20 protein-coding genes and 1 other RNA gene are annotated in these 26,394 nt (G+C 59.3%); 15 read left to right on the forward strand and 6 right to left on the reverse strand.

The window, feature by feature from the left end:
* Positions 1 to 282: 282 nt before the first annotated feature.
* The 13 genes from PXT33_RS06725 (at position 283) to PXT33_RS06785 (ending at position 16,589) form a co-directional block, all read left to right on the forward strand.
* Positions 283 to 2,109, forward strand: coding sequence for a ribonuclease J (locus PXT33_RS06725; RefSeq protein WP_332376175.1), 1,827 nt, complete (start codon positions 283 to 285; stop codon positions 2,107 to 2,109).
* A gap of 46 nt (positions 2,110 to 2,155) precedes the next feature.
* The gene (locus tag PXT33_RS06730) at positions 2,156 to 4,135 is read left to right on the forward strand and encodes a DHH family phosphoesterase (RefSeq protein WP_242959927.1); all 1,980 of its coding nucleotides are present in this window, start codon (positions 2,156 to 2,158) and stop codon (positions 4,133 to 4,135) included.
* A 23-nt stretch (positions 4,136 to 4,158) separates the two neighbouring features.
* The gene (glf, locus tag PXT33_RS06735) at positions 4,159 to 5,262 is read left to right on the forward strand and encodes a UDP-galactopyranose mutase (RefSeq protein WP_207698260.1); all 1,104 of its coding nucleotides are present in this window, start codon (positions 4,159 to 4,161) and stop codon (positions 5,260 to 5,262) included.
* Positions 5,263 to 5,558: 296 nt separating this feature from the next.
* Positions 5,559 to 6,014 (forward strand): 50S ribosomal protein L9, encoded by a 456-nt coding sequence (rplI, locus tag PXT33_RS06740; RefSeq protein ID WP_005939994.1) that lies wholly within the window; start codon positions 5,559 to 5,561, stop codon positions 6,012 to 6,014.
* A gap of 80 nt (positions 6,015 to 6,094) precedes the next feature.
* Positions 6,095 to 7,495 carry a replicative DNA helicase gene (gene dnaB / locus PXT33_RS06745; protein ID WP_005939997.1) on the forward strand — a complete coding sequence of 467 codons (1,401 nt, stop codon included), beginning with the start codon at positions 6,095 to 6,097 and terminating at the stop codon, positions 7,493 to 7,495.
* A complete protein-coding gene (gene tilS / locus PXT33_RS06750; protein ID WP_347070532.1) occupies positions 7,495 to 8,952 on the forward strand; it encodes a tRNA lysidine(34) synthetase TilS in 1,458 nt (485 codons plus the stop codon). Before dnaB ends, tilS begins: the two co-directional genes overlap by 1 nt.
* On the forward strand, positions 8,949 to 9,497 hold the full coding sequence (hpt, locus tag PXT33_RS06755; protein WP_005940003.1) for a hypoxanthine phosphoribosyltransferase: 549 nt from the start codon (positions 8,949 to 8,951) through the stop codon (positions 9,495 to 9,497). Before tilS ends, hpt begins: the two co-directional genes overlap by 4 nt.
* A gap of 33 nt (positions 9,498 to 9,530) precedes the next feature.
* Positions 9,531 to 11,702 (forward strand): ATP-dependent zinc metalloprotease FtsH, encoded by a 2,172-nt coding sequence (ftsH, locus tag PXT33_RS06760; RefSeq protein ID WP_332376179.1) that lies wholly within the window; start codon positions 9,531 to 9,533, stop codon positions 11,700 to 11,702.
* Positions 11,703 to 11,731: 29 nt separating this feature from the next.
* Positions 11,732 to 12,766, forward strand: coding sequence for a hypothetical protein (locus PXT33_RS06765; protein WP_097774794.1), 1,035 nt, complete (start codon positions 11,732 to 11,734; stop codon positions 12,764 to 12,766).
* A gap of 70 nt (positions 12,767 to 12,836) precedes the next feature.
* On the forward strand, positions 12,837 to 13,637 hold the full coding sequence (locus PXT33_RS06770) for a hypothetical protein (protein ID WP_165852869.1): 801 nt from the start codon (positions 12,837 to 12,839) through the stop codon (positions 13,635 to 13,637).
* Positions 13,638 to 13,819: 182 nt separating this feature from the next.
* Complete coding sequence (locus tag PXT33_RS06775; protein ID WP_332376180.1) at positions 13,820 to 14,809, forward strand: LacI family DNA-binding transcriptional regulator; 990 nt, start codon at positions 13,820 to 13,822, stop codon at positions 14,807 to 14,809.
* Positions 14,809 to 15,675 carry an HAD family hydrolase gene (locus PXT33_RS06780; RefSeq protein ID WP_332376181.1) on the forward strand — a complete coding sequence of 289 codons (867 nt, stop codon included), beginning with the start codon at positions 14,809 to 14,811 and terminating at the stop codon, positions 15,673 to 15,675. The genes PXT33_RS06775 and PXT33_RS06780 overlap by 1 nt, the downstream gene beginning before the upstream one ends.
* Positions 15,676 to 15,812: 137 nt before the next feature.
* Positions 15,813 to 16,589, forward strand: coding sequence for a copper homeostasis protein CutC (locus PXT33_RS06785; RefSeq protein WP_097778172.1), 777 nt, complete (start codon positions 15,813 to 15,815; stop codon positions 16,587 to 16,589).
* Positions 16,590 to 16,666: 77 nt separating this feature from the next.
* Here the strand turns inward: PXT33_RS06785 and PXT33_RS06790 are convergent, their stop codons facing one another.
* A complete protein-coding gene (locus tag PXT33_RS06790; protein WP_332376182.1) occupies positions 16,667 to 17,119 on the reverse strand; it encodes an S-ribosylhomocysteine lyase in 453 nt (150 codons plus the stop codon).
* Between the two features lie 16 nt (positions 17,120 to 17,135).
* Positions 17,136 to 18,890: a pyruvate kinase gene (gene pyk, locus PXT33_RS06795; protein WP_223387858.1), complete on the reverse strand. Its 1,755-nt coding sequence runs from the start codon at positions 18,888 to 18,890 to the stop codon at positions 17,136 to 17,138.
* A 437-nt stretch (positions 18,891 to 19,327) separates the two neighbouring features.
* On the opposite strand from pyk, the gene PXT33_RS06800 reads away from it, so the two are divergent.
* A complete protein-coding gene (locus tag PXT33_RS06800) occupies positions 19,328 to 20,506 on the forward strand; it encodes a phosphopentomutase (protein WP_332376183.1) in 1,179 nt (392 codons plus the stop codon).
* 186 nt (positions 20,507 to 20,692) lie between these two features.
* On the opposite strand, the gene PXT33_RS06805 is transcribed toward PXT33_RS06800, so the two are convergent.
* The 4 genes from PXT33_RS06805 to rnpB form a co-directional block, all read right to left on the reverse strand.
* Positions 20,693 to 22,396 carry an LCP family protein gene (locus tag PXT33_RS06805; protein ID WP_347070533.1) on the reverse strand — a complete coding sequence of 568 codons (1,704 nt, stop codon included), beginning with the start codon at positions 22,394 to 22,396 and terminating at the stop codon, positions 20,693 to 20,695.
* Positions 22,397 to 22,415: 19 nt separating this feature from the next.
* On the reverse strand, positions 22,416 to 22,769 hold the full coding sequence (locus PXT33_RS06810) for a NusG domain II-containing protein (protein WP_005940047.1): 354 nt from the start codon (positions 22,767 to 22,769) through the stop codon (positions 22,416 to 22,418).
* Between the two features lie 3 nt (positions 22,770 to 22,772).
* Positions 22,773 to 24,698 (reverse strand): NAD(+) synthase, encoded by a 1,926-nt coding sequence (locus tag PXT33_RS06815; protein WP_332376185.1) that lies wholly within the window; start codon positions 24,696 to 24,698, stop codon positions 22,773 to 22,775.
* Between the two features lie 217 nt (positions 24,699 to 24,915).
* Positions 24,916 to 25,253, reverse strand: an RNA gene (rnpB, locus tag PXT33_RS06820) — RNase P RNA component class A.
* A gap of 111 nt (positions 25,254 to 25,364) precedes the next feature.
* On the opposite strand from rnpB, the gene PXT33_RS06825 reads away from it, so the two are divergent.
* On the forward strand, positions 25,365 to 26,291 hold the full coding sequence (locus PXT33_RS06825; RefSeq protein WP_332376186.1) for an RluA family pseudouridine synthase: 927 nt from the start codon (positions 25,365 to 25,367) through the stop codon (positions 26,289 to 26,291).
* The last annotated feature ends 103 nt before the right edge of the window (positions 26,292 to 26,394 follow it).

Consider the following 26,394-nt stretch of genomic DNA (forward strand, 5'->3'; position numbering starts at 1 on the left):
GAAATACTATACTTATCCTAACAAAATGCGTATAGGGGCGCACCGCAGGCGTGTGCCCGGGCGTTCCAACAGAAAAGCCACGGTCGCATCGAGCAGATGGACCTATCTGGCACAAAACCTCTTACGGAACAGGCAGCGGTTTGCAAAAAACACGCTGAGAAATAAATTCTATACGGTGCATCCAACGGAAGCCGATGCGATTTTTCAAGGTGCTTCCCATGCACAGCGCGGCTGTTCCCACAAGCGGGGACGGCCTGCGCTGTAATTATTTTGGAGGTCAGAATGGCACAGTCGAAAGAAAATACCAATAATTCCGCACGCAGCAAGGCAACAGCTGCTGCTCAGAGCACCGGCGCACCCGCCGCGCAGACGGGCGAAAAGCGCCCCCGCACCACCCGCCGCCCTTATTATAACCGTCGGCCCCGCCGCCCGCAGCAGCCCAGAGAGGCCGCTGTGCCCATCCACATCTACCCGCTGGGTGGTCTGGGCGAAGTGGGCAAGAACATGACCGTGTACGAGTGCAACGGCGACATGATCATCGTGGACTGCGGCCTTGTGTTCCCGGACAGCGACATGTACGGCGTGGACATGGTCATCCCGGACTTCACCTTTGTGGTGCAGAACAAGGATAAGATCAAGGGCCTGCTCATCACCCACGGCCACGAAGACCACATCGGCAGCATCCCGTATCTGCTGCAGAAATTTGATCTGCCCATCTATGGCACCCGCCTGACCTGCGGCCTGATCCGCAACAAGCTGGAGGAGTTCGGTCTGGCAGGCAAGACCAAGTTCGTGGAGATCACCCCCAGACAGAAGATCAAGCTGGGCTGCTTTACCATTGAGCCCATCCATGTGAACCACTCCATCCCGGATGCGGTGGCCTTTGCCATCGACAGCCCGGCTGGCACCATCATCCAGACCGGCGACTTCAAGATCGATTACACTCCGCTGGCCTGCGGTGTCACCGACCTGTCCACACTGGCCGAGTACGGCCAGCGCGGCGTGCTGGCTCTGCTGAGCGATTCCACCAACTCCGAGCGCCCGGGCTTTACCGCCACCGAGCAGAAGGTGGCTGCAGGCGTGCGCAATCTGTTCGCCCGTGCCCGCAACAAGCGGATCATCATTGCCACCTTTGCTTCCAACATCTACCGCGTGCAGCAGATCATCGATCTGGCCGTGGAGGATGGCCGCAAGGTGGCATTCAGCGGCCGCAGCATGGTGAACAACACCGCCATGGCGCAGGAGCTGGGCTATATGCACATCCCGGAGGGCACCCTCATCAGCGTGGATGAGCTGAACCAGTATCCTCCGGAGCAGGTAGTGCTCATTACCACCGGCAGCCAGGGCGAACCCTTGAGTGCCCTTTCCCGTATGGCGTCCTGCAGCCACCGTCAGGTGCGCGTGGGCCCCGGCGACTTCATTATCATTTCGGCAAATCCCATTCCCGGCAACGAGAAGAGCGTGACCAAGATCGTCAACGGTCTGCTGCTGCTGGGTGCAGAGGTCATTTACGAGAGCATGTACGATGTGCATGTTTCCGGCCACGCCTGTCAGGAAGAGCAGAAACTCATGCTCACCCTGACGAAGCCCAAGTATTTCCTGCCGGTGCACGGCGAGTACAAGCAGCTCAAAAAGCATGCCCTCACCGCTGCCAGCCTTGGCATCCCTACCAGCAACATTCTGATCGCGGAGAACGGTTCCAATGTCATTCTCAGCCAGGACGAGATAAAGCTGGGTGAGCCTGTCACCGCCGGTGCAGTGATGGTGGACGGCCTTGGCGTGGGCGACGTGGGCAATGTGGTCCTGCGCGACCGCAAGCACCTGTCCGAGGACGGTCTGGTCATCATTGTGGCCACCGTGGACAGCAAGACCGGCAAGGTGCTGGCCGGCCCGGACCTTGTGAGCCGCGGCTTTGTGTATGTGCGCGAGAACGAGAGCCTGATGGACGGTGCACAGAGCATCGTGGAAAATGCGCTGGACCGCTGCGTGGATGAACATGTGCGCGATTGGAACAGCGTCAAGACCCGCGTGCGCGAGGCACTGAGCAGCTATATCTATCGGCGCACCAAGCGCAGCCCGATGATCCTTCCCATCCTGATGGAGGTCTAATCCGGGCACGCTGCCGCAAACAATGCGGCGGAAGGCAGGAGATTTGATGAAACAAAAACCAAGATGGACATTGGAGATGCTCACCGCCAGTCTGGCCGTGCTGTGCGGCCTGCTGGTGCTGGTGCTGCTGATCCAGCGGCCCACGGCATGGCCGGCGCTGCTGGCACTGGTGGTGCTGTGGGGCGTTGTGGTGGTGCTGTTCCGCTGCCAGCTGCGCAAGTGGGTGGCCCGGTGGATGTGCGGCGGCAGCTTTGAAGGCTCCAAGCTGCAGTTCAGTCTGGAGCCGCTCTCTCAGCCGGCCGCGCTGCTTTCCGGTGAGACGGTGCTGTGGTACAATGCACAGTTCCGCACCCGCCTGTTGAACGGACAGGATGCGCTGGTGAACCGCGTGCAGAAGGTGCTGCCCGGCCTTGATCTGCAGCAGTGCCGCAAGCAGGAGGGCCAGCTGCTGACCCTCGCGGACGGCATGTGGAGCGTACACAGCTCCACGGTGCCCGGCGATGCGGAGAGCATGACCCTTCTGGTGCTGAACGAGGAGACCGCCCTGCGCAAGGTGGAGGCGGAATACAAAGCCAGCCGTCCGGGCTATCTGGTGTTTCTGGTGGACGGCTACGACGATGTGTTCGGTGACATGCTGGACAGCGAGCGTGCCCGCCTGCTGGAAGGCATCAACCGCACGCTGGAGGATATGATCGGCCGGGGCAGCGGCTTTTTGCGCCGTGTGGCCAGCGGCCGCTATATCGCTGTGGTGGAAGAGCGCCAGATGGAGCAGTTCGCCAACCGGGGCTACGATGTGCTGGACAAGATCCGTGCGCTGGATCCCAGCGTGAACCTTTCGCTGTCCATCGGCATTGGCCGCGGGGCCAAGACCCTGCGGGAAGCCCAGGATATGGCCGTGCAGGCGCTGGATATGGCGCAGGGCCGCGGCGGCGATCAGGCCGCTGAAATGACACCGGACGGCTTTACGTTCTACGGCGGCGTGAGCCACGGTGTGGAAAAGCGCAGCAAGGTGCGCAGCCGCATCGTGGCCGATCAGCTGGTGAAGCTGATCAAGGAAGCCGACCATGTGGTCATCATGGGCCACCGCATGAGCGACCTGGATGCCATCGGCTCTGCCGAGGGCGTGCTGCGCATCTGCAAAATATGCGATGTCCCGGCGGTGATCGCGGTGCGGCGTGACGCTACCCTTGCGGGCAGCCTGATCGATGCATTGTGCCGTGCAGGCCAGAAGGACGACTTTATCGACCCGAAGGACGCACTGCCCATCATCTCCAAGCGCACCTTGTGCATCGTGGTGGATACATATCAGGTGGGCCTTGTGGAAAGCAAGGATATTCTGGAAAAATGCGGCAAGGTAGCCGTAATCGACCACCACCGCAAGGGCGTGGGCTATATCGAGAACCCGGCGCTGGTCTGTCATGAGCCGTATTCTTCCTCGGCCAGTGAGCTGGTCACGGAGCTTTTGCAGTACGTGGGCGAGCGCGACGACAAGCCCAACCGTGTGGAGGCCGAGGGCCTTTTGTCCGGCATCATGCTGGATACCCGCGATTTTACCCTGCACACCGGTGTGCGTACCTTTGAAGCTGCCGCTGCGCTGCGCCGCTATGGCGCGGAGACGGAGCGGGTGCGCCAGCTGTTCGATGTGACAATGGTGGAGTACAATGCCAAGGCAGATCTGGTGGAAAAAGCACGCATGTACAAAAATTGCGCGATCTCCGTCAGCGGCGAGGTGGCGCCGGAAGCCCGCGTGGCCATTGCACAGGCGGCAAACGATCTGCTGACCATTCAGGGCGTGGATGCCAGCTTTGTGGCAGTGCAGGTGGGCACAGGCGTGAACATTTCGGCCCGCAGTCTGGGTGCCGTGAACGTGCAGGTGATCATGGAATCTTTGGGCGGCGGCGGCCACCAGACCATGGCAGCAGCACAGCTCAAGCATATCACGCCGGAAGCAGCCCGTGCCCGCATCGAAGGTGCCATCGACAAATACTATGCATCGCAGAAAAAGGGCGATGTAGAAGGAAAATAAACGGAACAGAGAGGATCACACCCATGAAACAGTACGATTACCTGATCGTTGGTGCCGGCCTTTACGGCGCGGTCTTTGCACAGGAAGCAAAAAAGGCAGGCAAGAAGTGTCTTGTGATCGATAAGCGCAGCCACATTGCAGGCAATATCTACACGGAGCCGGTGGAGGGCATCAACGTCCACCGCTACGGTGCACATATCTTCCACACCAACAACAAGGCTGTGTGGCAGTATGTGAACCAGTTTGCAGAGTTCAACCGCTACACCAACAGCCCGGTGGCAAACTACCACGGCGAGATCTACAACCTGCCCTTCAATATGAACACCTTTAATAAGATGTGGGGCGTTGTTACCCCTGCCGAAGCCAAGGCCAAGATCGAAGAGCAGAAGAAGGAAGCAGGCATCACCGACCCGCAGAATCTGGAAGAGCAGGCCATCAGCCTTGTGGGCACCGATATCTACGAAAAGCTTATCAAGGGCTACACTGGCAAGCAGTGGGGCCGCCCCTGCACCGAACTGCCGGCCTTCATTATCAAGCGTCTGCCAGTGCGCTTCACCTACGACGACAACTATTTCAACGCACTGTATCAGGGCATTCCCAATGGCGGCTACACCGCCATGGTGGAAAAGATGCTGGACGGCACCGAGGTGCGGCTGAATGTGGACTATCTGGCCGACCGCGAAAATCTGAACGCTCTGGCCGAGAAGGTGGTCTACACCGGCCCGGTGGATGCCTACTTTGGCTACAAGCTGGGTGCTCTGCAGTACCGCAGCGTCCGCTTTGAGACCGAGGTGATGGACACCGACAACTATCAGGGCAACGCAGTGGTCAACTATACCGATGCGGAAACTCCCTACACCCGCATCATCGAGCACAAGCACTTTGAGTTCGGCACCCAGCCCAAAACGGTCATCAGCCGCGAGTACAGCGCTGAGTGGAAGAAGGGCGACGAGCCGTACTACCCCGTCAATGACGAGAAGAACGGTGCCCTGTATGCCGAGTACAAGAAGCTGGCCGATGCGGAGCCGGACGTGATCTTTGGCGGCCGTCTGGGCGAGTATAAGTACTATGACATGGACAAGGTCATTGAGGTAGCTCTGGACGTGGCGGCAAAGGAACTGAAATAAGAAAACTCCTTCAGTCATCACTTGCGTGATGCCAGCTGTTCCCCTTCTGGCACTTTGTGCCACCTCCCCCGGCCGGGGGAGTCTGTCTCAAAGAAGGAGCCTCTGGCGAAAAGGACAAGCCTTCGGTTTTGCCAAAGGCCCCATCTCAGAGGGGGCTGTCTGCGAAGCGGACTGGGGGAGTTCACTTGAGGATAATGCTGCAATGCGCGCTTCCTCTTGCCCAAAAGCGACAAATGCGCTATACTATAAACACAACAACTGCACCGGTTTTCCGGTGAGAAGTGAGGGATAACATCATGAAAGTGATTCTCAAGCAGGATATCAAGGGCATTGGCAAGAAGGACGAGATCCACGAGGTCTCCGACGGCTACGCCCGCAACTATCTGTTCCCGCGCAAGCTGGCCGCTGTGGCAGATGCCAGCGCTGTGAACGTTGCCCGCAGCAAGGAAGCTGCTGCCGATTTCCACGAGGCTGAGACCGTAGCTGCTGCCAAGGATCTGGCCGCAAAGATCGAGGGCAAGACCGTGACCATCAAGGCCAAGGGCGGTGCATCCGGCCGTCTGCACGGCAAAGTCACCGGCAAGGAAGTTGCCGATGCTTTGGCTCAGCTGGCAGGCGCACCCATCGATAAGAAGAAGATCGAGCTGGAGACCAAGGATATCAAGGATGCCGGTGTGTTCAACGGCAAGGTTCGTCTGCACGTTGGTGTGGTCGCTTCTTTCAAGATCATGGTGGAAGTGGAACAGGCCTGATTTTTCTGCCATCTGCGCCCCCTCACAGCAGGGGGCGCTTTTTGGCTTTTCAGCGAAATGATGCAAAAGGATAAACTACCATGCCGAACGAACGACATTATTCCAATGAACTGAATCTGGAAAGCGTGGGCATCAACCTGCCCTACAACATGCAGGCAGAGCAGAGCGTGCTGGGTGCGGTGCTGCTCAAACCGGAAACGCTCACCGACTTGGTGGAGATCATCCGGCCGGAGATGTTCTACACCCGGCAGAACGCGCAGATCTACTCCGAAATGCTGCGCCTGTTCACCGCCGACCAGACCATCGACTTTGTGACATTGCTGGACGCTGTTATCTCGGACGGCGTGTTCCCCAGTGCCGACGAAGCAAAGGTGTACCTGACCGGCCTTGCCGAGACGGTGCCCAGCATCTCCAATGTGAAGGCCTATGCCCAGATCGTGCAGGAAAAGTATCTGGTGCGCCAGCTGATGGGCGTTGCAAAGGACATCCTGCAGGATGCCGGAGATGAGCCGGATGCCGACCTGCTGCTGGAAAACGCGGAGCAGCGCATTTATGAGATCCGCTCCGGCCGCGATTCCAGCGCACTGACACCGCTTTCCTCCAGCATGGTGGAGACCCTGACCAACCTGCAGAAGATCAGCGGCCCGGATGCGGACAAATACAAGGGCATCCCCACAGGCTTCCGCCTGCTGGATACGGTGCTCACCGGCCTTGGCCGCGGCGACCTCATCATCCTTGCGGCCCGCCCCGGTATGGGCAAGACCAGCTTTGCGCTGAACATCGCCACCCGCGTGGCCATGCAGCAGAAGGTGCCGGTGGCCATTTTCAGCTTGGAAATGACCAAGGAACAACTCACGAACCGCATCCTTTCTGCCGAGGCCGGCATCGACAGTCAGGCATTCCGCACCGGTGCCCTGCGCGCCGAGGACTGGGAATATCTGGCCCTTGCCACCGAAAAGCTGCACGATGCACCCATCTATATGGACGATACCTCCGGCATCACCATCACCGAGATGAAGGCGAAGATCCGCCGGGTGAATCAGGACCCCACCCGCCCGAATGTGGGTCTCATCGTCATCGACTATCTGCAGCTGATGACCACCGGCCAGCGCAGCGAGAACCGCGTGCAGGAGATCAGCTCCATCACCCGAAACCTCAAGATCATGGCAAAGGAAATGAATGTGCCCATCATCGCACTTTCTCAGCTGTCCCGTGCGGTGGAAAAGCAGGGCAACAATTCCAGCCACCGGCCCCAGCTTTCCGACCTGCGCGATTCTGGTTCTATCGAGCAGGATGCCGACTGCGTTCTGTTCCTGTACCGCGATTCCTACTATGCCAGCCAGAACCCGGACGGCGCTGAGGTGGATGCCGATACGGCAGAGTGCATCGTGGCGAAGAACCGTCACGGCGAGACCAGCACGGTGCCGCTGGGCTGGGATGGTGCCCACACCCGCTTTATGGATGTGGACTTTAAACGCTGATGAACAATGAAAAAATTCTGGCGCATGTGCGCATGTTTGCTCTGCGAGAAAAGCTGCTTTGTCCGGGTGAGCCGCTGCACTTGGCTGCGGCAGTGTCCGGCAGGGCAGACAGCATGGCACTGCTGCGTATCCTGCTGGCCCTGCAGCCGGAATTCGGGTTTGTGCTTTCGGCCTGCCATGTGAACCACGGCATGCGCGGTGAGAGCGCCGACCGGGACGAAGCCTTTGTGCGGGCGGAATGCGCCCGGCTGGGTGTGCCGCTGCGGGTGTTCCATGCTGCAGAGATGGCCGACGAAGTGGGCCTGCCGTCGGAACATGCCGGGGAGGACTGGGCGCGCCGCCTGCGCTATGCCTGCTTTGCGCGTTTGTGCGGGGAGGGGATAGATGTCGTTGCAACGGCCCATACTGCAAATGATCAGGCTGAGACCCTGCTGCTGCGGCTGGCCCGGGGCACGGGGCTGCACGGTGCGGCAGGCATCCGGCCAAAGCGCGGGTGCTACCTGCGGCCATTGCTGGCCCTTACCCGGCAGGATACCGAAAGCTTCTGCCGTGCAGCCGGGCAGGCATGGGTCACAGATGAGACGAACGCGACCGATGCCTATGCCCGCAACCGGGTGCGCCGTGCGGCGCTGCCTGCGCTGCAAAGCACCAACGGCGCAGCGGCGGAAAACCTTGCCCGCTTCTGCGAGAAGGCAGCCCGCGCGGATGCCTATTTTGCCCGGAAGGCCGAAGAGCTGCTTTCTGCTGCACGTCTGGATGCGGCACAGGCTGCCATCAAAAGCCCGGAAGCCTGCACGGTGTGGCGGCTGGGCCCACTTTCCGCTGCGGATGCGCTTATTTTGGAAGCAGCCATGCATTCGCTGACGGCTCCCGTGCGTGACGCAGAGGAAAAATATGTGCAGCTGCTGTGCGGCCTTGTGCGGCGCGGCAGCGGTGCGGTACAGCTGACTGACCGGGTGCGCTTTTGTGCCGGAGACGGATGCTTCTGGCAGGAGATTGTGCCGGAACGGCCCCGGCAGCAGGAAGACAAACGGCCGGAAAGCCAGCCCTTTCAGCCGGAAAAACAGGCAGAATACTGCCTTGCGGGCGGCTGGAAGGTGACTGCAGGGCTTTTTACGGCTGATTTTGAAGAAAAAATACAAGTCGTTCATAAAAAAGACTTAAAAAATCAGGCGGATTATGCTAGAATAACTACGTTGTATGCTGGTCTTGTCCTGCGCACCCGCCAGCCGGGAGATGTCTACCGCCCGGCGGGGCGAAGTGTACACAACCGGCTGCGCAAGTGGATGAACGAAACGGGCATCCCGGCCAGCCAGCGCGATCAGCTGCCACTGCTGGCGGCGGGCAGCGAAGTACTGTGGGTCTGCGGTGCGGGCTTTGCCGAGGGCCTTGCCCCGGATGCAGACACTGCGCAGGTGCTGCAGATGGAAATGGAACATAGGGAGGAAATAACATGAGTATGCATGATGATATCAAGACTGTTCTGGTCAGTGAAGAAGAGTTAAAGGCAAAGGTTGCTGAGCTGGGTGCCCAGATCAGCAAGGATTACGAGGGCAAGAACCTTGTTCTGGTGTCCATCCTCAAGGGCTCGGTGGTGTTTATGGCCGACCTGATGCGTGCGGTGAGCATTCCCTGCAGCATCGATTTTATGGTGGTGTCCAGCTACGGTGGCAGCAACACTGTTACCAGCGGCCTTGTAAAGATCATCAAGGATCTGGACGGTGATCTGTCCGGCAAGGATGTGCTGATCGTGGAGGATATTCTGGATACCGGCGTCACCCTCTCGAATCTGGTGCCCATGCTCAAGATGCGCAACCCCAACTCGGTAAAGATCTGCACCATTCTGGACAAGCCCAGCCGCCGCAAGGCCGATATCCAGCCTGACTACGAGGGCTTCCAGGTGCCGGACGAGTTCGTGGTGGGCTACGGTCTGGACTACGATGAAAAATACCGCAATCTGCCTTATGTGGGTGTGCTCAAGCCTGAAGTCTACGAGAAGTGATTTCTCACACTATAATTCATCCAAGAACTGGAGTTGATTTTTTTGCAATCCAAAAGACCCCGTTTCAATCCGCTGATCCTTGCTCTGGCGCTGGCGGCGGTGCTGATGGTCTGGTCGGTGCTGGGCGGCACCGGCGCTGCCAGCAGCTCTTCCATGGAATATTCCACGGTGGTGCATTATTTTGAAAGCCTGCAGGTCACGCAGTTCTCGCTGGACCTGAACACCGGTGTCATCACCATGAACCTCAAGGAAGGCGGCAAGAACAACCTGCCCCTGCCCGATACCACGTCCCAGAGCACCACGCAGGCCACCGGTGGACTGCTGAGCGGTATGCTGTCCTCCTCGGATGAGGATACTGCTGCGCAGAAGAACAGCGACGGCACTGTGACTGTGCGCTACAAGCTGCCCTATGCATCCATGTTCGTCAAGTATGTGGGCGACTACATTGCCGCCTACGATGCCGCAAACCCGGATGCTCCCATGGTGTACGATTATACCCCTGTCAAGGAAAACATCCCATGGATGGAGATCCTGTTCTATCTGGCAATGCTGGGCTGCACCGGCTTCCTGCTGTTCTCCATGATGCGCGGCGGTGCTGGCGGCGGCGGAATCATGAACGTTGGCAAAGCCAAGGTGAAGGACGAGCACGAGAACCAAAAGACAGCCACCTTTGCCGATGTTGCCGGTGAGGACGAGGAAAAGGAAGAGCTGAAAGAGGTCGTGGAGTTCCTGAAAAGCCCGGAAAAGTTCAACACTCTGGGCGCACGCATTCCCCACGGCGTGCTGCTGGTAGGCCCTCCGGGCACCGGCAAGACCCTGCTGGCCCGCGCCTGCGCAGGAGAGGCCGGTGTGCCCTTCTATTCCATTTCCGGCTCTGACTTTGTGGAAATGTACGTCGGCGTGGGTGCATCCCGCGTGCGTGACCTGTTCGATAAGGCAAAGAAGTCCATGCCCTGCATCATCTTCATTGATGAGATCGATGCTGTGGGCCGTCAGCGCGGTGCCGGTCTGGGCGGCGGCCACGATGAACGCGAGCAGACCCTGAACCAGCTGCTGGTGGAAATGGACGGCTTTGAGGCCAACGACGGCATCATCGTCATGGCGGCCACCAACCGTGCCGACATTCTGGATAAGGCCCTGCTGCGGCCGGGCCGCTTTGACCGTCAGGTCTATGTGGGCCTTCCGGATGTCAAGGGCCGTGAGGAGATCCTCAAGGTCCACACCAAAAAGAAGCCGCTGGCCCCGGATGTCTCTCTCAGGGTCATTGCACAGCGCACCGCAGGCTTTGCAGGCGCAGACCTTGAGAACCTTGTCAACGAAGCGGCTCTGCTGGCTGCACGCCGCAACCGCAAGGCCATTACCATGGAGGATATCGAGGAAGCTTCCATGAAGGTGATGGCTGGCCCGGAGAAGAAGAGCCGCGTTGTGACCCCGGAGGAAAAGAAGCTGACTGCTTACCACGAGGCAGGCCACGCTGTGGCGGGCTTCTACTGCAAGCATCACCCCCGTGTGCACGAGATCACCATTATCCCGCGTGGTCAGGCTGGCGGCTACACCATGTATCTGCCTGAGAAAGACCGCAGCTACGTGACAAAGGGCGAAATGTTCGAGGATATTGTTTCCAGTCTGGGCGGCCGCGTGGCCGAACAGCTGATCCTGGAGGATATCTCCACCGGTGCTTCCAATGATCTGCAGCAGGCCACCAACATTGCCCGCCAGATGATCACCAAGTACGGCTTCTCGGAGCGGCTTGGCCCTGTGGTGTACGGTACCTCGCAGGAGGAAACCTTCCTGGGCCGCGATCTGGGTCAGGGCAAGGGCTACAGCGAGACCACCGCTGCCGAGATCGACGGCGAGATGCGGGATATCATCGATGAAGCCTACGAGACCTGCCGCCGCACCCTGACCGAGCACATCGATCAGCTGCACGCGCTGGCACAGGCCCTGATGGAACGCGAGAAGCTCAACGAGCAGGAGTTCAACATCATTATGGCGGGCGGTACACTGCCCCCGCGTGAAGGCGATGAGCCGAAGCCGGAACAGCCTGCTCAGACCGTGCAGGCTGCCCCTGCAGAGACTGCTCAGCAGGCCGAAACTGCTGAATCTGCAGAGACCGCTGAGCCTGCCGAACAGGCCGAAACGGCCCAGCCGCTGCCGGAGACCGCTGCACCGGAAACGCCGGATGCACAGGATCCGCAGAACTGATTTGATCCAAACGGAAAGGAGCGAGTGTCGTGGAGGAAAATTTTAACCCGGTCGCACGGACCCGCGCAAACTATTACACCCCCGGCAGCCCGGTGCAGTTCGTCTGCGTGGAGCTGCTCAAGGGTGATGTCAGCGGGGAGCACGCGGTCTGCCTGACCTTCAAGAATATTTCCAAGGTGACCCTGACCGCGCTGGAGATCCACTTCAAGTGCAAGGGCGTGGACGGCGTGATTCTGTGCGAGGACCGGTTCGAGTACCGTGACTTGGAAGTAAAGCCTGGCGAACTGTTTGGCATGGACGATGCGGTGTTCGTTACCGCAAAGGCCATCACCAGCGTGGATGTTTCGCTGTGCAACGTGTACAACGGCAAGCGGGTGGTGCATCTGGACGGCATCAAGCGCGTGCGCCTGCCTGCCCCCAAGCGCCTGTCTGCTGAGCTGGAAAAGGCGCTGGAGACCCGCATGAACCGCCCGGAGCTGAAGTATCAGCCGCAGGTGTTTGAAAATGGCTGGTACTGCGCCTGCGGTGCCTTCCACCCGAAGGAGGAGGATACCGTGTACTGCTCGGAGTGCGGCTGCGACCGCATCCTGCTGCAGAACGCGCTGAACACCCTGCTGCAGCCGGAACAGCCTGCCCAGACCGAGCCGGAACTGGAAACGCCTCTTGCCCCGCAGGCCGAAGAGCCTACCCGCATTATGGGCGCAGCGCCCGTGCAGGAGGAGCCGACCCGGATCATGGGTGCACCGTGCCGTGAAGCAGAACCACAGCCGGAAGAACCTGCTGCAGAGCAGACCCGTGTGATGGATGCCGGAATGCGGGCACAGTTCCCGGGCAGGGCATCCCATGCAGCTGCGGACGAAGGCACCCGTGTGATGCCTGCTGCAGCCCGCCGTGCACAGCCGATATCTCAGCAGCCGGAGCCTGCCTATGACGACGAGGAAGAATACGAGGACGAGCGCGACAGCGTGGCCGAAGCGCTGATCCGCTGGGTGCCGCCCATCACTGCCATTGTCTGTGCAGCAGTGGCACTGTGCGGCTTCGTGTATTACCAGTTCGTGCTGTAACACAAACAGCAGCGGAGAGGGCGGTATGCCTTCTCCGCTTTTTTGTATGCCAGAAGAAGGGAGAACCATTATGCCGGAAGAAGCCTTACAGGCTGCCTTTGAGATCAAGACTGCCTGCGATGAGATCAGCCGCCGCCTGCTGCGCTGGCACTGGGAGCACAAACCCGGTGCGCACAGCTTGGGTGCATTGCTGGATCACGTTGCACAGCGCCAGCAGGAAAGCCCGGACTACTACGACCGTATGCCGGATCTTTCCGGCAAAAACAGCTGGCAGCAGCTGGATACCACCATTTGTATGCGGGTTCTGCTGGACCCGGAAAAGGATGCCGCCAAACCGCTGGACCTGCTGGGCAATACCAGCAATCCGGGTGCGGCCCGCCGCGCCTGCAATGCTGTGCGCACCGCTCGCAACGAAGCCGCCCACGCCACCGATCACACCGATGCCGCTCAGGCGGCGATCCTGTTCAACGAGGCGGTGGAGAGCTTGGAAGACGGCTATGTGGGCACGGCTTTCCGCGAGAATGAACTTGCCCGCTATTACCGCGATGCAGAAAATTATCTGGCGCGCTGCGGCGCAAAGGAGCCGATCGTATCCAGCCGTGCGCCGGAAGAAAAAACGGCTGCGCACGAGCCAGCCCGCCAGAGCACAAAGCAGGGCCAGAACCGCAGCACCCAGAGCCGCAAAACGGCCGGCAGCCGTTCCTCCGGCAGCAGAAGCACCACAGCGCGCAGCAGCTCGGCCAAAAGCCGCAGCACGGCAGGCCGCAAAAAGAAACAGAGAAGAACTGGCAATAAAACCGTGTTCATCGTTCTGCTGGTGGTCCTGCTGCTGGGGCTTGCCGTGCGTGCATGGAGCATGGGCGCAGCCTGACCGCCTGTAATGCCCTGCTTCTCAGAAAAAAGCCGTCTTTTGTACACAGTTGCCAGAAAAACAAAAATGCGTTCGGAATAAACCGGGAAAAGCGCATCTTGCGGGATGGGTGAAAGCGGTTTATAATAAGCATGAAAACGTTTACACATAACAATGCATCCCAAAAGAGAGAAGTACTGCAAATGACCATCAGTGATATTGCAAAAATGGCGGGTGTATCCAGTGCGGCGGTCAGCCGCTACCTGAACGGAGGCCCCCTGAGCGAACAGAAGAGGGCTGTCATCCACGAGGTAGTGGAAAAGACCGGCTACCGCCCGGATACCGCCGCCCAGACTCTGCGCACCGGAAAAGTGAATCAGGTGGGGGTGATCGCTCCCAGCATCGGTTCCCAGTCGGTGGGGCAGATCACGGCAGGCATTGCCAGTGAGCTGGATGCAAAGAGCTATCTGATGCTGCTGGGAAACACCGAGCTGGACGCCCAGCGGGAATTGGGCTATCTGACTGCCATGCAGCGCAACCACGTGGCGGGCATCATCCTGCTGGGCAGCTATTATACCCCTCAGCTGGCGCAGGCGCTGAAAAACTGCCGTGTGCCGGTGGTGGTAACAGGCCAGCGTTTTCAGGATGTGGCCTGCGTGTACAACGACGACCGCACTGCAGCCCGGGAACTTGCCCAGCGGATGCTGGACCATGGCCGCAGAAGGATCGTTTATATTGGCGGTACAGAGAGGGACGATGCCACCGGCGTGCAGCGCCGTGAGGGCGTGCAGGATGCGCTGAACGCTGCCGGACTGAACGGCGAACAGATGCCCCGCATCTGCTGCAACGCCTTTACCATGGAGGAGGGCCAGCGCTGTATGCAGGAACTGCTGGTGCGCTGCCCGGATCTGGACGGTGTGGTCTGCGTGACCGACACGGTGGCCTTTGGTGCCATGCGTGCCCTGCGGGAAGCAGGACGGCATGTGGGGCAGGATGTGGGTCTTGCAGGCGTTGGCGACAGCTGGGCTGGCAGCATGATGGAACCGGGGCTGGCAACGGTGCGCTTTTACCAGAAGCAGGTGGGGCAGGAGGCTGCCCGGATCCTGCTGCAGATGCTGGAAGAAAATGGGAGCAGCGGGCCTGTGCGTCAGGTGACGCTGGACTATCAGATCGTGGAGCGAGGCTCCCTTTGATGATAAAGGATAAAAGTATGGGTCGTAAGCTGATTTTTCTGGATATTGACGGCACGCTGCTGCCGCCGGGTGATATGCTCATCCCGGAAAGCACTCTGGCTGCACTGGATCGCGCCAGAGCAAACGGACACAAGCTGTTTTTGTGCACCGGCCGCAACCACCGCATGACCGAACCGCTGCTGCGGCACGACTGCTTTGCGGGCGCAGTGTGCAGCGCCGGCGGCTATGTGCTGTGCGATGGCAAGACTCTGGTGGATATCCCCATGGAGCCGCAGCAGGCTGAAGGCGTGCGCGCGGCGCTGGAACGCAATGGCGTGGAGTGCACGCTGGAAGCCCGGGATGCCACCTTTGGCGGAAGCAAGATGGCTGAGAGGTGGAACTTTATCCACAAAAAGAACGATGCACCGCTGAACAGCGAAGCAGAACGCTGGCGCAAAGCCATGGAAGAGGGCATGTCCATCCTGCCGCTTTCCGATTACAAAGGGGAACCGCTGTATAAGATCGTGTTCATTGCCGACCACGAGAGCGACCTTGCCGAGGCAAAGCAGCTCTATGCCGACCAGTTCGTGTTCTGCGAGAGCAAGCTGGACAGCCTGACCGATGGCTTTGTGAATGGTGAGCTCATCAACCGCAAATTTGATAAGGGCACCGGAATCAAGGCCATCTGTGATCATCTGGGCTGCACGCTGGCGGATACCATCGGCTTTGGTGACAGCGATAATGACCTGCAGATGACCGATGTGGCGGGCATCAGTGTGTGTATGGCCAATGGCTCCGAAAACCTGAAAAAGCGGTGCGACCGCATTGCTCCCTCGGTATACGAGGACGGCATTGCAAAGGAGTTCAAGGCGCTGGGTCTGATCTGAAAAAACAACAAAGGCTGCGGCAGGGATAAGACCCGGGCCGCAGCTTTTTGCTGCCACAGGGTTTTATAAAACGGAAAAACGTGGTAGAATAAACCAGAATACCGGGTTCAAGGCCCGGCAAAAAGGGAGGAATTGAAATGCGTTCCGTTCTGGAAGTATGTGTGGACAGCACTGCCAGTGCACTGGCAGCAAAGCGCGGCGGTGCCAGCAGGCTGGAACTGTGTGCCGACCTGATCGTGGGCGGTACAACGCCCAGCCTTGCGCTGGTGCGTCAGGTCAAGGCGGAGACCGGCCTGCCGGTGCGTGCTCTGCTGCGGCCCCGGTTCGGAGATTTCTGTTACGACAGCTACGAGCTTGCCCAGATGGAACAGCTGGCCGCAGAGCTGGTGGAGGCCGGGGCGGATGGTATCGTGACCGGTGTGCTGACCCCGGAAGGGCAGCTGGATGCGGAGGCCATGCGGCCCATTTATGCGGCTGCGCGCAGGGCAGCGGAAAAGGCAGGCCGTCCGGTGGCGTGTACCCTGCACCGTGCCTTTGATGTCAGCGCCGACCCCTTTGCGGCACTGGAAACGGTCCGGAGCATGGGCCTTTGTACCATCCTCACCAGCGGGCAGGCGGCGAGTGCCCCAGAGGGAGCGGAGCTTCTCGGCCGACTGGTGGAGCGGGCAGGGGACAGCGTGGAAATTCTGGTAGGTGCCGGTGTCACGGCACAAAACATCCCGGCACTGGCCGCACAGACCGGGGCACATGCGTTCCACCTTTCCGGCAAGCAGGTGCTGCAAAGCCGCATGACCTTCCGCCGCGAGGGTGTGCCCATGGGGCTGCCGGGCTTTTCAGAGTTTGAGGTATGGCAGACGGGTGAAGAAAACATCCGTGCTGCACGGCAGGCACTGGATGCGATCAAGAACAACTAAAACGAAAGCGCTCTCCCAACGGAAACCCAGTGGGAGAGCGCTTTTTTATGATGATGAATTTGAAGGGTGAAGATAGCTTAGTAATGCAGCTCGTCGCCGGTCAGTGCTTCCAGCACCGGCAGCATGGCAGCGGCTTCGGCTTTGGCAGCGGGCAGATCCATATCGCGGTAGTTGCCGCATTCCACTTCGCTGGCACCGGGCACAGCGCCCTCAAAGCCAGCCATGAAGCGGAAGGATTCCACCGTCAGCTCCAGTGCCTCGGCGGGAGTCAGGCCGCGGGTGAGCAGATAGAAGCCGGTGCGGCAGCCCATGGGGCCAACGTAGATCACGCTGTCTTTAAAGGCGCTGTTGCGTGCATAGGTGGCAAACAGATGCTCCAGCGTGTGGGCGGCACCGGTGGACAGGTAATCGCCGTGATTGGGCCTTTTCATGCGGATGTCCCATGTGAGAACATCGCCGTCCTGACGGCTCGGATACATGCCGCGGTCCAGTTTGGTATGGTCAACACAGAAGCTTGCAATGCGTTCCATGATCTTCTCCTTTGGCTTATGCCTGCAGGCGCTGCACGCTGCCGTGAGCGCAGTCCACAGCGATCATCAGACCGTCACGGATGTGGCTGGTAGCACCGGCGGCACCCACAACGGTAGGCTTGAGCAGGGCCTTGCCGGCAATGGCAGCGTGGCTGTTCAGGCCCGGCTCTTCCACCACCAGAGCGGCGGCATCACGCACGTAACTCAGCATTTCGTTGCTGGTGGAGGGCACCACCAGAACCATGCCGGGCTTGAACTTTGCACGCACCTCTTCCAGCGTGCGGCAGACGCAGGCCTTGCCGGTGGCGCTGGTCACGTCGGCATTCTCGCGGCCAACGCCCACACCGGTAGCCAGACAGTTGCCTACCATGTGGATCTTGATCATGTTAGTGGTGCCGGACACGCCCACAGGCACGCCTGCGGTCACAACGGCCAGCTCACCGTTGTGCAGGTAGCCGTTCTCCTTGGCCAGAGAGGTGGACATCTCGATCAGCTCATCGGTGCTGTGTGCCAGAGGCATCATCAGCGGGGTGATGCCCCAGCTCAGGGCCAGCTGACGCTGCACCTGCTCCTTCATCACGCAGGCGATGATGGGCTGCTCCGGGCGGTACTTGCTCAGCAGACGGGCGGTGTTGCCGGACTCGGACACGGTGACGATGGCGGCAGCGTTCACGTCCTTGGCGGTCAGGCAGGCAGCGTGTGCAGTTGCATCGCTCACGCTGATCTTGCCGGTGTTCTCGGTGAGGGGAACAAAGCGGGCGTGATTCTCCTGCTCGGTGCGCTCAGCAATGGCAGACATGGTCTTGAGGGCCTCCACGGGGTAAGCACCGGCAGCAGTCTCGCCGGAAAGCATGATGGCAGAGGTGCCGTCGTAGATGGCATTTGCCACGTCAGAGATCTCGGCGCGGGTGGGACGGGGGTTCACGATCATGCTGTCCAGCATCTGGGTAGCGGTGACGATGGGCTTGCCAAAGGAGAAGGAGCGCTCGATGATATTCTTCTGAATGCCGGGCAGCTCGGTAAAGTCAATCTCAACGCCCAGATCGCCGCGGGCCACCATGACAGCATCGGCTGCAGCCAGAATGCTGTCGATGTTGTTCACGCCCTCACGGTTCTCGATCTTGGCGATGATGCGGATATCGGAATCATATTCGTTGAGCAGGTTACGGATATCGTACACATCCTGCGCGGTGCGCACGAAGGAAGCAGCGATGAAGTCAAAGCCCTGCTGTGCGCCAAAGATGATATCGTCGCGGTCGCGCTGGCTCATATACGGCATGGACAGATGCACGCCGGGCACATTGACACCCTTCTTGTTCTTGATCTTGCCGTTGTTCAGCACCTTGCACACGATGTCGGTGTCGTTCACGGTGATGATCTGCAGCTTGATCAGGCCGTCGTCCAGCATGATGGTGCCGCCGGGCTGCACGTCCTGCGGCAGGTCCTTATAGGTGATGGAGCAGATCTCCTTGGTGCCTTCCACCTCGCGGGTGGTCAGGGTGAAGGTCTGGCCGGCTTCCAGCATTTCAGTGCCGTTCTTGAAGTCCTTCAGGCGGATCTCGGGGCCTTTGGTGTCCAGCAGGGCGGCGACCGGCTTGCCCAGCTCTTCACGAATGGCCTTCAGCTTTTCAAAGCGGCCCAAATGCTCTTCGTGAGAGCCGTGGGAAAAATTAAAACGGGCAACATTCATGCCGTTGGCGACCAGCTCGCGCAGAACGCCTTCCTGATCGGTGGACGGGCCCAGAGTGCAGATGATCTTTGTTTTTCTCATATACTTTTACTACCTCCAACTACAACTTCACATTCTCTATTTTGCGGCAGGCTGTCCGCTGTCATACAGGCAGCTGCACGTGGCCAACGGGAAAAATCCCGTGCTGTGGTACAAAAGCGGAAAAATCCTGTGGTTCAAAACTTTTCCACCTATTATTATATCCGCTGGGATACAATAGGGCAAGGAAAACTTTGCGCTGTGGCTGAATTTTTTAGGCGGTCAAGAAATCTTTGCCACGGAATGACGCATTTACGTTTAAAAATGAAAAAACGCCCGGTCAATTCGTGAACAAAATGACGAACATTTTGGTGAAAATGACGGATATTTGCGGGAAGGCGAAAAAGCTTGCATCCGGCACAGGATTTGCTTATAATGATAAGTAAAGATAGTATCACTTATCCGGGGCAGGTCCCCGGAAGAAATGGAGAAAAAACGATATGGAAAAGCGTGTTTTTCTGATCGTCCTCGACAGCTTTGGAATCGGTGCAGAGCCGGATGCCGCCGCCTTTGGCGATGAGGGCACCAACACCCTGGGTGCCATTGCAAAACACCCCAACTTCAACTGCCCCAACCTGCAAAAGATGGGCATGTTCAACATTGATGGCGTGACCGCAGGCGAAAAGACCGCAGCGCCCATCTGCTCCTTTGCCCGCCTGCAGGAGCAGAGCATGGGCAAGGATACCACCATTGGTCACTGGGAGATCGCCGGTGTGGTAAGCCCCAAGCCGCTGCCCACCTTCCCGAACGGCTTCCCGGATGAGCTGATCCACGAGTTTGAGGAAAAGACCGGCCACAAGGTGCTGTGCAACAAGCCTTACTCCGGCACGCAGGTGCTGAAGGATTACGGCGAGCAGGCCATGAAAGAAAACGCCCTTATCGTCTACACCAGTGCCGACAGCGTATTTCAGGTGGCCGCCAACGAAGAGCTGGTGCCGGTGCATGAGCTGTACCGCTACTGCGAGATCGCCCGCGAGATGCTCAAGGGTGAGTACGGCGTGGGCCGCGTGATCGCACGCCCCTTCCTGGGCCACACTGCGGATACCTTCTACCGCACCACCAACCGCCACGACCTGAGCCTCAAGCCGCCCCGCGCTACCATGCTGGATCTGCTGAAAGATGCTGGCAGGGATGTGATCGCTGTTGGTAAGATCTTTGACATCTTCGACGGTGAGGGTGTGACCGAGAAAATCAAAACCACTGGCAATACCAACGGCATCGCCTTTACCAAGGCCCTGCAGACCCGCGACTTTGAGGGCCTTGCCTTTGTAAATCTGGTGGACTTCGATATGCTCTACGGACACCGCCGCGATGTAGCAGGCTATGCCGCCGCTGCCACCGAGTTTGACAAGTTCGTGGCCGACTTCATCCCCGGAATGCGGGAGGGCGATCTCCTCATGGTCACCGCCGACCATGGCTGCGACCCGTCCTATACCAAGACCACCGACCACACCCGCGAGTATGTGCCGTACCTGATCTGCGGCAAGGGCGTGAAGCCTGGCGTTGACCTTGGCACCCGTCTGTGCTTTGGCACCATCGCCCAGACCATCTGCGAGTATCTTGATGTGGATGCTTCCTCTCTGGACGGCAAGAGCGTCTGGAACGAGATCAAGGCATAATTATTTTGAATGAGAAAGCCGCCTGCATTGGTTCAAGATGCAGGCGGCATTTTTATGCAGTTTATCGGCACGGACTTTCTGGTGAAAAAGCAAAACAGGAAATGACCGCAGTCGTTTCCTGTTTTGCAAATAAAATAATATTTCCGCGATAGAGTCCGGAGCTTGCGCGGAGGACATTTCAAATCGTCAGGCCGCGTCGTTCTGCTGCGAAGCAGCATCCTGAATGGCACCCCAGATGGAGGAAGCCGCATTGTAGATGGACGATGCAGCCTGTTCCACCTCTTCCTGCGTGGGCAGGGAGATAGACGGGGCTTCGGCAGGTGTGTCCCCGCCGGTCTCGCCCTCGGCGGGAGCTTCCGGCTCCGGCGTCTGGGTGTCGGCAGGCTGCTCTGCAGGCTGGTCAGCCGGGACGGTCTCTTCCGGCAGGCTGTCGGCGGGCACTTCTTCGGGAACGCTCTCCGCAGGCACCTCCGAAACGGCAGCGTTCGGGTCGGTGGTGGGGGTGAACACATCGGTCTTTTCCGGCTTCTGGGTGGTGTCGGCAACGGTGCCCTCACCGCCCAGCACGGACGCGATCATTTCCCTGGCCTTGCTCACAGAAGCATCGTCCGGTTTCATGACGTAGAGCTTCTGTCCCTTGGCAGAGTAGCACTTGGTGCTGCTGGAGCTTGTGCCGGTGACGGTATAGCTTTCAATATCCCACTCGGCAAAGTCGCTCAGTTGCATCCGTACCAGCGCACTGATCTGATCCTGTGAAAAGCTGGTCACAAAGCAGTCGGAGGCGGCATCCATGATCTTGGAAAAGCCCATCAGCAGGGCAGGGGACTTGATCTTGTTCAGCATGGCATCGATCACCTTCATCTGGTTGATGCCGCGCTGGATATCGCCGGACGCAAAGGCGTGGCGTTCGCGGGCAAAGGCCAGTGCGGACTTACCGTCCAGATGGTTCCAGCCCTCCACAAAGGTGGTGGGGTCATAGTAGCCGGGGCTGCCCACAGAAGTGAACGCCTGATCGGAGTAGACATCCACGCCGCCCAGCGCATCGATGATGCTGATGAAGCCCGCAAAGTTGATGCGGATGTAATGGTCCACATTGACACCGTACAGATTGCCCAGTGTGGCCATGCTGGTTTCCACGCCGTACAGACCGGCGTGAGTCAGCTTATCCTTGCTGTCAGTGCCGGCAAGGTCTACGTAGTAGTCGCGCGGGGTGTTGATCAGGGCCACCCTCTTGGTGACAGGGTTCACGGCAGCAAGGATATTCACGTCGCTGCGGGCATTTTCGGTCAACTCGCCGCGGGTGTCCACGCCGCTGAGGTAGATCACAAACGGCTCCTTGGTGATCTTGTTGGCCTCGGCACCGGTGAGCAGGCCAGAGGTCATGCTGCCCAAGGCAGAAAGGCCCTGCTGGGCCCAGAAGCAGCCCAGTGCCATGGCAGCGCACAGGAACACCGAAAATACCCGGGCCACCTTGCCGGGAACATTGTACTCCTGACAGCGCTTTACCAGCAGCCACAAAAGCGCCAGCAGCGCGGCCAGAATGACCAGATACAGCACCGGCAGCATCTGGGTGCGCCACAGCTGCACCAGTGCCAGAATGCTTAAAATACCTTGTAAGATCAGCAAAATTTTCCCCCACTTGGAAGGTACTGCCACGGCTCCATCCACGGGCGGATGGGCCTTGGGCGGTACGGGTGTGTTGTGGCCGCTGCGCGGCGGCTTCTGGGGAGGCTGGGCCGGAGGCGGTGTGCTGGGCTGTTCCGGCGGCAGCTCGGAAAAAAACGCCGAGCTGTCTACCTCGATGGGCGCAGTATCCTCAGAGCCTTCCTTGCGGCTGATGTGCCGCAGAGAACGGTAATCTTCGTGGGAACGATCGTTTTCATCCATCATTCAAAACCACTCCTTTTTGTCAGGAAACAGGTACAATGGTCAGCACTGCACGGGCCGGAAGGCAGGTGGCGGTCTGATCTTCGTTGGAAAGCCAGCCAAAGCCTTCACAGATGTGATCCGGGCAGGGCGAATCCACGAACCGGGCTGCACCGTCCTTGATCTGAATGTGGACGGTATAGTAACCGGTGTCCACATCATAGGTCTCATCCACGTCCAGCGGCAGGTTCATGGTGGTGTTGTTGTCGCCGTAGATCAGCTCGGCCCGCAGCCCGGAGCCGGAAGCGTGCACGCGGCGCACCACCAGCAGCACAGCGGCAATGGCCAGAATGACCACGGCAAAGAGAAGATTGGTAAGCAGCTTTTTGTTTTTCATGCGTTAATCCTTGATCTGTAATTGTTCCAGCTCGGCCAGCCACAGTGCGGCACAGGCATCGCTGGGCATCCGCCAGTCGCCGCGGGGCGAAAGGGTCACGCTGCCCACCTTGGGGCCGTCGGGCAGGCAGCTGCGCTTGAACTGTTGGGCAAAGAACCGCCAGTAGAAGTTGCGCAGCCACTTGTACAGCACGCTGTCTGGGTACTCCGGCCGGCCTGCGAATGCAGCCTTTGCCAGCCGGAAGATCTTGGCCGGGCCAAAGCCGAAGCGCAGCACCTGATACAGGTAGAAATCGTGCAGCTCGTAGGGTCCCACAAGGTCCTCGGTCTTCTGCGCGATCTCGCCGTCCTTGGCAGGCAGCAGCTCCGGGGAGACGGGCGTATCCAGAATATCCAGCAGTACCGTGCGCAGAGCATCGGTGGCGGCAATGTCGGCTTCGTAGCGCACAAGGTGGCGCACCAGCGTTTTGGGCACACCGGCGTTCACACCGTACATGCTCATGTGGTCGCCGTTGTAGGTGGCCCAGCCCAGCGCCAGCTCCGAAAGGTCGCCGGTGCCCACTACAAGGCCTCCGGTGCGGTTGGCGGTATCCATCAGCTCCAACGTGCGCACGCGGGCCTGTCCGTTTTCAAAGGTGACATCCAGCACGCTCTCGTCCTGACCGATGTCCGCAAAATGGCTGTGCACGGTGTTGGCGATATCGATCTCTTTAAAGGAGACCTGCAGCTCATCGCACAGGATCTCTGCGTTGCTGCGGGTGCGCTTCGTGGTGCCAAAGCAGGGCATGGTCACAGCCAGCACATCCCGGGCGGGGCGGCCCAGCTGCTTCATGGCACGCACGGCCACCAGCAGCGCAAGACAGCTGTCCAAGCCGCCGGAAATGCCGATGACCGCCGTTTTGGCGTGGGCATGATCCAGCCGTTTGGCAAGGCCGTCCGCCTGCATCTTCAAAATAAGCTCACAGCGCTCGGCGCGGCGCTTGGGGTCGCCGGGCACAAAGGGCGCGGGGTCGATCCAGCGGGTCAGCGTGGTCTCTGCCGGTTCCAGATCGAACTCCACGGTCTGGTAGCCCTCGCCGCTCAGCTCAAAACTGGTGTTGCGGGCACGCTCGGCTTCCATGCGCTGGCAGTCAATCTCGGTCTCGGCACAGCCGCCATCAAAGGGAGCGTTCTCCGCCAGAATAGTGCCGTTCTCGGCGATCAGGTCGTGGCCGGCGAACACCATGTCCTGCGTGCTCTCACCGTGCCCGGCGGAAGCATACAGGTAGCCGCACAGCAGGCGGGCAGACTGGTTGGACACCAGCGCCCGGCGGTACTCGGCCTTGCCGACGGTCTCATCGCTGGCGGAAAGATTTGCGATCACGGTCGCACCGGCCAGCGCGTGGAAGGTGGAGGGCGGCAGGGCGCTCCACAGATCCTCGCAGATCTCCACACCCAGCACAAAGCTGGGCATCTGGCGGCAGCGGAACAGCAGGGAGGTGCCAAAGGGCACCTGCTGACCACACACCTCCACCAGCTCCACCTCGGTGCTGCCCGGGGTGAACTGGCGCTTTTCGTAGAACTCGCCGTAGTTGGGCAGATAGGTCTTGGGCACAAGACCCAGAATGCGGCCATGGCATAGCACGGCGGCGCAGTTGTACAGCTTGCCGTGCACCAGCAGCGGCAGGCCCACCAGCGTGACAACGTCCAGTGCTTTTGTTTCATCAAGCAGGGTGCTCAGGGCATCCAGTGCACCGGTCTGCAGCGTGCGCTGCAGAAACAGGTCGCCGCAGGTATAGCCGGTCAGGCAGAACTCGGGGAACACGGCCAGCTTTACGCCGCGGGCTGCAGCTTTGTGCAAAGCATCCGTGATCTGCCGGACATTATAGGCGCAGTCGGCCACCCGCAGTGCGGGAGAAAGGGCGGCTGCTTTCAAAAAACCATCTTTCATCGGAGGATTTCACATCCTGTCTTTCTTAGTTGACTGCAATTTCCTGCAGTGCACATAGTATACCACAAACAGACCCAAACGGGAAGTAAAAGAACAATGACAAAAACAAAACAGCCGCGCTCTCTCCATCTCGCACTGCCCGACGGAGAAAGCGGGCAAGACAAAAAATAAAAAATCCCACACAAAAATGTGCGGGAATCAAAGACTGAAAAAATGGAAAACGAGATAGACCGTAAGCCGGGTTCTGTATTAAACGACGATCTGTCTAGACCTGCCATTGCTGACAGGTTCGTGCCGCCTTCGGGACACGCGAGCAGCGCTGTACGTCCCATATAGGCGTTGCTTCCGGTAGGGTTTACAAAGCCGCATGGTCACCCATGCGCTGGTGAGCTCTTACCTCGCCGTTTCATCCTTACCGCATTGCTGCGGCGGTTTGTTTTCTGTTGCACTTTCCCTAAGGTCACCCTCGGCTGCCGTTAGCAGTTACCGTGCTCTGTGAGGCCCGGACTTTCCTCAGAGCGGTCAAAGCCGCCCCGCCGCCGTATGTTCCACTCGTTTTCCGCTCCTCATGATACCATAAAAAAGCAGGATTTGCAAGTAGAAGCCTTTTTTGATATAATATCTTATATATTTTTATGTTTTTTTGCGCAGGAGGTGGGGGTGCATATGCGGCTGTTTTTTACGGTGCCCGATACGCCGCAGACCCAAAACGGAGTGCTTCTGCGCAATTTTCTGCGCCAGTGTGCCGTTTCTACCGACCTTGCCCGTGCAGTCAAGTTCCGGGGCAGCGGCTTTTTTGCGGATGGAGAGCCTGTCCTTGCCAACCGCAGGGTGTACCCGGGGCAGACGGTCAGCTTTGAGCTGCCGCCGGAAGGGGAAGGCGTGGCCCCGCAGCCGGAGATCCCGGTAAACGTGGTCTATGAGGATGCCTTTGCAGTGGTGCTGGAAAAGCCGCCGCATCTGGCCGTGCACCCTACCCTGAACTACCCCTACGATACCCTTGCCAACGGGTATGCGGCATGGGCTGCGCAGCAGGGCATCAGCCCGGTGTTCCGCCCGGTGAACCGTATCGATAAGGACACCAGCGGCCTTGTTCTGGCTGCAAAGCACGCCTACGCTGCGCCGCTGCTGGCCCGGAATGTGGAAAAACTCTACTATGCCGTTGTGGAGGGAGAGCTGCCGCTGGGTCCGGGCGTGATCGACGCGCCCATTGGCCGCCAGACGGAGAGCATCATTGGCCGCTGCGTGACCCCGGACGGCAAGCCCAGCCGTACCGAGTATACCATATTAAAAGCAGAAAACGGCCTGAGCCTTGCAGCCTGTGTGCCGGTAACGGGCCGCACCCATCAGATCCGGGTGCATTTTGCGTCCATCGGCCACCCGCTGGCTGGGGATGACCTTTACGGCGGGAGCCGGGAGCGCATTGGGCGGCAGGCGCTGCACTGTGTAAGGCAGAGCTTCCGGGTGCCGGTGTACACCCCGGTTGAGGGTGGAATCCGGGTGGAATGCCCGGCAAATGGAAATAACTGGAAGACTGCTGCGGCGGAAAGCCCGCTGCCGCAGGATATGAAACAGCTTTTTGGTGAAAAGTAAGTGAAAGAACCGCCCAAATTTTGTGACAATGCTTGTTTCAAAGACGGCAGGGTGTATAATAAAATAAGAATGTTGTGTGCATGAGCCTGCTGGAAAGGGCATG

This window comes from Faecalibacterium taiwanense, assembly GCF_036632915.2.
Lineage (GTDB): Bacteria > Bacillota > Clostridia > Oscillospirales > Ruminococcaceae > Faecalibacterium > Faecalibacterium taiwanense.